This window comes from Methylobacterium sp. A52T (assembly GCF_053346095.1).
Genome location: NZ_JBKFBI010000031.1, coordinates 40,049 through 46,891 on the forward strand (window position 1 = coordinate 40,049; position 6,843 = coordinate 46,891).

General features: G+C 68.0%; 4 protein-coding genes and 1 tRNA gene. All 5 read right to left on the minus strand.

All coding sequences use genetic code 11. The annotated features are described in order from the left end of the window. Positions 1-30: 30 nt before the first annotated feature. Positions 31-2,457: an endopeptidase La gene (gene lon, locus ACLBYE_RS10395; RefSeq protein WP_447694113.1), complete on the minus strand. Its 2,427-nt coding sequence runs from the start codon at positions 2,455-2,457 to the stop codon at positions 31-33. Positions 2,458-2,703: 246 nt separating this feature from the next. Next, positions 2,704-3,975, minus strand: a complete 1,272-nt coding sequence (gene clpX, locus ACLBYE_RS10400) for an ATP-dependent Clp protease ATP-binding subunit ClpX (RefSeq protein ID WP_020090762.1) — start codon at positions 3,973-3,975, stop codon at positions 2,704-2,706. A 184-nt stretch (positions 3,976-4,159) separates the two neighbouring features. Next, positions 4,160-4,786 (minus strand): ATP-dependent Clp protease proteolytic subunit, encoded by a 627-nt coding sequence (locus tag ACLBYE_RS10405; protein ID WP_012322036.1) that lies wholly within the window; start codon positions 4,784-4,786, stop codon positions 4,160-4,162. A 126-nt stretch (positions 4,787-4,912) separates the two neighbouring features. Further along, the gene (gene tig / locus ACLBYE_RS10410) at positions 4,913-6,334 is read right to left on the minus strand and encodes a trigger factor (protein WP_447694114.1); all 1,422 of its coding nucleotides are present in this window, start codon (positions 6,332-6,334) and stop codon (positions 4,913-4,915) included. Positions 6,335-6,465: 131 nt separating this feature from the next. Continuing rightward, positions 6,466-6,550: transfer RNA gene (locus ACLBYE_RS10415), tRNA-Leu, on the minus strand. Positions 6,551-6,843: the final 293 nt, after the last annotated feature.

Genomic DNA, 6,843 nt, shown 5'->3' on the forward strand with positions numbered 1-6,843 from the left:
CCGGGGGCTCGTCTCAATCGATCGGGCGGCTCAGTGCGCCACGAAGGCGGCGCCGTCCTCTTCGGTCCGGGCGGGCTTGGCAACCGGAAGCGGCTCCTCCCACTCAATCGCCTCGGGCTGGCGGACCAGCGCCTTCTCCAGCACCTGATCCATCCGCGACACCGGCACGATCTCCAGTCCGTTCTTCACGCTGTCGGGCACCTCGGCGATGTCCTTGGCGTTCTCCTCGGGGATCAGCACCGTCTTGATGCCGCCGCGCAGCGCGGCGAGCAGCTTCTCCTTCAGGCCGCCGATCGGTAGGACCCGGCCGCGGAGCGTCACCTCGCCGGTCATCGCGACGTCGCGACGGACCGGGATCCCGGTGAGCGTCGAGATGATCGCGGTGGCCATGGCGATGCCGGCCGACGGACCGTCCTTCGGGGTCGCCCCCTCCGGAACGTGGACGTGGATGTCGCGCCGGTCAAACAGCGGCGGCTCGATCCCGAAATCGATCGCCCGGGAGCGGACGTAGCTCGCCGCCGCCGAGATCGACTCCTTCATCACGTCCTTCAGGTTGCCGGTGACCGTCATCTTGCCCTTGCCGGGCATCATGACGCCCTCGATCGTCAGCAACTCGCCGCCGACCTCAGTCCAGGCCAGACCCGTCACCACGCCGACCTGATCGTCCGCGTCGATCTCGCCGTAGCGGAACTTCGGCGGGCCGAGGAAGACCGGAAGGGTGTCCGGGGTCACCGCGACCGACTTGGTCTTGGTGATCAGGATCTCCTTCACCGCCTTGCGGATCAGGTTCGACAGCTCGCGCTCCAAGTTGCGGACGCCGGCCTCCCGCGTGTAGCGGCGGACCAGCATCATCAGACCGTCGTCGTCGATCGACCACTCGTGCGTCCCGAGGCCGTGCTTCTTCAGGGCGTTCGGGATCAGGTGCTTGCGCGCGATCTCGACCTTCTCCTCCTCGGTGTAGCCGGCGATGCGGATCACCTCCATCCGGTCCATGAGCGGGCCCGGGATGTTGAGGGTGTTGGCCGTGGTCACGAACATCACGTTCGAGAGGTCGTAATCCACCTCCAGATAGTGGTCGTTGAAGGTGCTGTTCTGCTCAGGGTCGAGCACCTCGAGGAGCGCCGCCGACGGATCGCCGCGGAAGTCCATGCCCATCTTGTCGATCTCGTCGAGCAGGATGAGCGGGTTCGAGGTCTTGGCCTTGCGCATCGACTGCACGATCTTGCCGGGCATCGAGCCGATATAGGTCCGGCGGTGACCGCGGATCTCGGCCTCGTCGCGCACGCCGCCGAGCGACATGCGCACGAACTCACGGCCGGTCGCCTTGGCGATCGACTTGCCGAGCGAGGTCTTGCCGACGCCGGGGGGACCGACGAGGCACAGGATCGGACCGGTGAGCTTGTTCGCCCGCTGCTGCACCGCGAGGTACTCGACGATCCGCTCCTTGACCTTGTCGAGGCCGAAATGATCCTCGTCGAGCAGCGCCTGGGCGCCGAGCAGGTCCTTCTTGATCTTCGAGCGCTTGCCCCACGGGATGCCGAGCATCCAGTCGAGGTAGTTGCGCACGACGGTCGCCTCCGCCGACATCGGCGACATCTGGCGCAGCTTCTTCAGCTCGGCCGTCGCCTTGTCGCGGGCCTCCTTGGAGAGCTTGGTCTTCTCGATCTTCTCTTCCAGCTCGGCCAGCTCGTCGCGGCCATCCTCGGAGTCGCCCAGCTCCTTCTGGATCGCCTTCATCTGCTCGTTCAGGTAGTACTCGCGCTGGGTCTTCTCCATTTGCCGCTTGACGCGGGTCCGGATGCGCTTCTCCACCTGGAGCACGGAGATCTCGCTCTCCATCAGCGACAGCACGCGCTCGAGGCGCTGCGCCACCGTGGGGGTCTCCAGGATGCCCTGCTTGTCGGAGATCTTGACGAGCAGGTGCGAGCCGATCGTGTCGGCGAGCTTGGACGGCTCGTCGATCTGGGTCACGGCGGAGACGACCTCGGGCGAGATCTTCTTGTTCAGCTTGACGTAGTTCTCGAACTCCGAGAGCACGGAGCGCGCGAGCGCCTCGGCCTCGACGCGGTCGCCGAGCTCGTCGTGGAGGGCCTCGGCGGTCGCCTCGTAGAACTCGTCCGAGCGGGTGAAGTCGACGACCTTCGCGCGGCCGACGCCCTCGACCAGCACCTTCACGGTGCCGTCGGGGAGCTTCAGCAGCTGCAGCACCGAGGCGAGCGTGCCGATCTTGTAGATGGCGTCGGTCGCCGGGTCGTCGTCGCCCGCGTTGATCTGGGTGGCGAGCAGGATGTGGCGGTCGGTGCGGACGGCCTCCTCGAGGGCGCGGATCGACTTCTCGCGGCCCACGAACAGGGGCACGATCATGTGCGGGAAGACGACGATGTCGCGCAGGGGGAGGACGGCGTAGGAGCCCGTCGAACCCGGGACCACCGGCTGGCGCGATTTCGACTGTGACATGTGACTTCCTCTCAGGGACGCCCGGGTTCGGCGCCCCCATGCACGGAGCGCGCCTACAGCCGGGTGCCGACCGGGCCGCGAGGGTCGGATTTCGCTAACTTTGCGGCTGGCGACGCGGACCGGACCTCGAAGGAGCGTGCGGCCACCGCGCTGAGCCTGAGGTGGCTGCGGGGGAGCGCGTTTTCAAGGCGATCCCCGCAGCGCGCCCGGCCTGGGCCGGGCGCCTGATGCAACCCTGCCGAGTGCCTACGCGCTGACGCTCGCGGGCGTGTCCTTGTTGCGGTCGCCGTGGATGTAGAGGGGGCGCGACTTGCCCTCCACCACCTCCGGACCGATGACCACCTGCTCCACGGACTCGAGGCCCGGCAGGTCGTACATCGTGTCGAGCAGGATCGTCTCCAGGATGGAGCGCAGGCCGCGCGCGCCGGTCTTGCGCTCGATCGCCTTGCGGGCGACGAGCGACAGCGCCTCGTCCTGGAACGTCAGGTCGACGTTCTCCATCTCGAACAGCCGCTGGTACTGCTTGACCAGGGCGTTCTTCGGCTCCTGCAGGATCTTCTTCAGCGCGGCCTCGTCGAGGTCCTCCAGCGTCGCCAGGACCGGCAGACGGCCGACGAACTCGGGGATGAGGCCGAACTTCAGCAGGTCCTCCGGCTCGACCGAGCGGAAGATCTCGCCGGTGCGGCGGTCGTCCGGGGCCTGCACGGTCGCGCCGAAGCCGATCGAGGTGCCCTTGCCGCGCTGGGAGATGATCCGCTCCAGCCCCGCGAAGGCGCCGCCGCAGATGAACAGGATGTTGGTGGTGTCGACCTGCAGGAATTCCTGCTGCGGGTGCTTCCGGCCGCCCTGGGGCGGGACGGAGGCGACCGTGCCCTCCATGATCTTCAGGAGCGCCTGCTGCACGCCCTCGCCCGACACGTCGCGGGTGATCGACGGGTTGTCGGACTTGCGCGAGATCTTGTCGATCTCGTCGATGTAGACGATGCCGCGCTGCGCCCGCTCGACGTTGTAGTCCGAGGCCTGGAGCAGCTTGAGGATGATGTTCTCGACGTCCTCACCGACGTAGCCGGCCTCGGTCAGCGTCGTGGCGTCCGCCATGGTGAACGGCACGTCGAGGATCCGGGCCAGCGTCTGCGCGAGCAGGGTCTTGCCCGAGCCGGTCGGCCCGATCAGCATGATGTTGGACTTGGCCAGTTCGACGTCGTTGTGCTTCGTCGCGTGGGCGAGCCGCTTGTAGTGGTTGTGCACCGCGACCGAGAGGACCTTCTTGGCGAAGTCCTGGCCGATGACGTAATCGTCGAGGACGCGGCGGATCTCCTTGGGGGTCGGCACGCCGTCGCGGCTCTTCACCAGCGAGGATTTCGACTCCTCGCGGATGATGTCCATGCACAGCTCGACGCACTCGTCGCAGATGAACACCGTGGGGCCGGCGATCAGCTTGCGGACCTCGTGCTGGCTCTTGCCGCAGAACGAGCAATACAGCGTGCTCTTCGAGTCGTTGCCGCCAGTCTTGCTCATATCGGTCTCCGATTCCTCGCGTCCGCCGCCGGCAAGGGGCGGACGCGCATCGCATGAATGTAGGGGGCCCGTTTAAAGAAACAGTGTGCTGCGCGCCTTTGACCGAAGGGCCCGAACCTCGATGCAAACACGCTGCCGCGGCGGGATCAAGGCCGCGCCGCGGCGGTCAGGCGACGCGGGCCGGTCAGGCGGCCGCCGGCTCGGGACGCTTCTCGATCACCTCGTCGATGAGCCCGAACTCCTTGGCCGCGTCGGCGGTCATGAAGTTGTCGCGCTCCAGCGCCGTGTGGATCGTGTCGTAGTCGCGGCCGGTGTGCTTCACGTAGATCTCGTTCAGGCGCCGCTTCAGCGCCTCGATCTCGCGGGCATGGATCAGGATGTCGGTCGCCTGGCCCTGGAAGCCGCCGGACGGCTGGTGGACCATGATCCGGGCGTTCGGCAGGGCGAAGCGGTGGCCGGGCTCGCCGGCGGTGAGCAGCAGGGAGCCCATCGAGGCGGCTTGGCCGACGCAGAGGGTCGTCACCGGGCAGCGGATGAACTGCATCGTGTCGTAGATCGACAGGCCCGAGGTGACCACGCCGCCGGGGGAGTTGATGTAGAAGGAAATTTCCTTCTTCGGGTTCTCCGCCTCGAGGAAGAGCAGCTGCGCCACGATCAGCGACGCGCCGTAATCCTCCACGGGGCCGGTGAGGAAGATGATGCGCTCGCGGAGCAGGCGGGAGTAGATGTCGAAGGCGCGCTCGCCGCGGCTCGACTGCTCGACGACCATCGGCACGAGCGCGTTGTTGTAGACGTCGATCGGATCTCTCATCTCATCCTGCCCCGGAGTGAGGCCCGGGGCTGCCGCGAATCAGGGCAGCCCCGGGCATGTCAGCGAACACCGGCGATGCTTAACCATCGCCTAACCCTTGCCCGCCGTCCTGGGACAGAGCGGGACTCAGTCGGCCTTGGCTTCGGTCTCGGTCTCGCCCTTGGCCTCGGCCTTGTCTGCCGGCTTGCCGCCGGTCGTGTCGTCGTCATCTTCGTCCGCGAAAAGCGCCTCTTTCGAGACGGGCTCCTCGACGAGCTTGACCTGCCCGAGGACGTGGTCGACGACCTTCTCCTCGAACAGGGGCGCGCGGAGTTCCGCGAGCGCCTGCGCATTCTTCCGGTAGAAGTCCCAGACCTGCTGCTCCTGGCCCGGGAACTGCCGGACCCGGGCGATGAGGGCCTGGTTCACCTCCTCGTCCGAGACCTTGATATCGGCGCTCTCGCCGACCTGCGCAAGCACGAGACCGAGACGGACGCGCCGTTCCGCGATCTTCCGGTACTCGGCCTGGGCCTTCTCCTCGGTGGTGTCCTCGTCCTCGAAGGTCTTGCCGCGGGTCTTGAGGTCCTGCTCGACCTGGGCCCAGACGGCGGCGAATTCCTGGGCCACCAGCGACGGGGGCAGCTCGAAGGCGTACTTGCCGTCCAGCGCGTCGAGGAGCTCCTTCTTGAGCCGGCGGCGCGAGGCGGCCTCGAAATCCCGGCCGATCGCCTCGGACACGGCCTCGCGGAGCTTCTCCAGCGACTCCATGCCCATGGACTTGGCGAGCTCGTCGTCGATCTTGGCCTCGCCCGGGGCCTGGATCTTCGTGACGGTCACGTCGAACTCGGCGTCCTTGCCGGCGAGGTGCTCGGCCCCGTACTCGGCCGGGAAGGTCACCTTCACGACGCGCTTGTCGCCGACCTTGGCGCCGACGAGCTGCTCCTCGAAGCCCGGGATGAACGAGCCGGAGCCGAGCTCCAGGTCGATGCCCTCGCCCTTGCCGCCCTGGAACTCCTCGCCGTCGATGCGGCCGACGAAGTCGATGGTGACGCGGTCGCCGCTCTGGGCCTCGGCGCCCTCCTCGCGCTCGGTGAACGGACGGCTCTGGCCGGCCATGCGCTCCAGCGCCTCGTCGACCTCGGCGTCGGCGGGCTTGGCGACGAGCTTGGTCAGGCTGACGTCGGAGAGGTCGGCGAGCTCGAAGCTCGGCATCACCTCGAGGGCGACCTTGAAGGCGAGGTCGCCCTTGGCGTCGAGCGCCTTCTCGACCTCGGCCTGGTCGGTCGGGAACTCGACCTGCGGCTCCAGGGCGAGCTTGAGGCCGTTATCGGTGACGATCTGGCGGTTCGCCTCGTTGACGGCGTTCTGCACCACCTCGGCCATGACGGAGCGGCCGTAGACCTTGCGCAGGTGCGCGACCGGCACCTTGCCGGGACGGAAGCCCTTGAGCTGCACCTTGTCCTTCATGCCGGACAGCTCGTTGGTCAGGCGCTCCTCGAGTTCCTGGGCGGCCAGCAGAACCTGAAACTCGCGCTTCAGCCCCTGGGCGTTGATCTCGGTCACCTGCATCGTCGTCGTCGCTCTTCAAAGAAACCTGGGTTCGCCGGCCGGGCCGGCGTCGTGCTCGCGCGGACCGGGATGCCGAGATGTCGGGTACGGGGCGGAGGGTCCCGAGGGGACCGCAACCTCAGCAGAGGTCCTGGTGCGGGCGGAGGGGCTCGAACCCCCACGTCTTGCGACACTGGAACCTAAATCCAGCGCGTCTACCAGTTCCGCCACGCCCGCGCGCGCCGACATCCGGCGCATCGCCGGCCGCCGGAAGCGCGCCCTATAGCATGGGCCGGCGGGCCCGCAGCAAAAAACTTGCCCCTGTGGCGCGGGAGCCCGCGCGCCGCTAAGGAGCGGGTCCGTCGCGAGCCGCAGCCGAGATCCCATGCCGCCATCCCGCACCGTGCCGCCGACCGATTCGCGCGCCGGCACGCCGTCGCGCCGAACCCTGCTCGCCGCCGCGGCGGCCTTCGGGCTCGCGCCGGAGGCCGCGCGGGCCCAGGCCCAGGCCCCGGCCCAGGCGCCGGCCG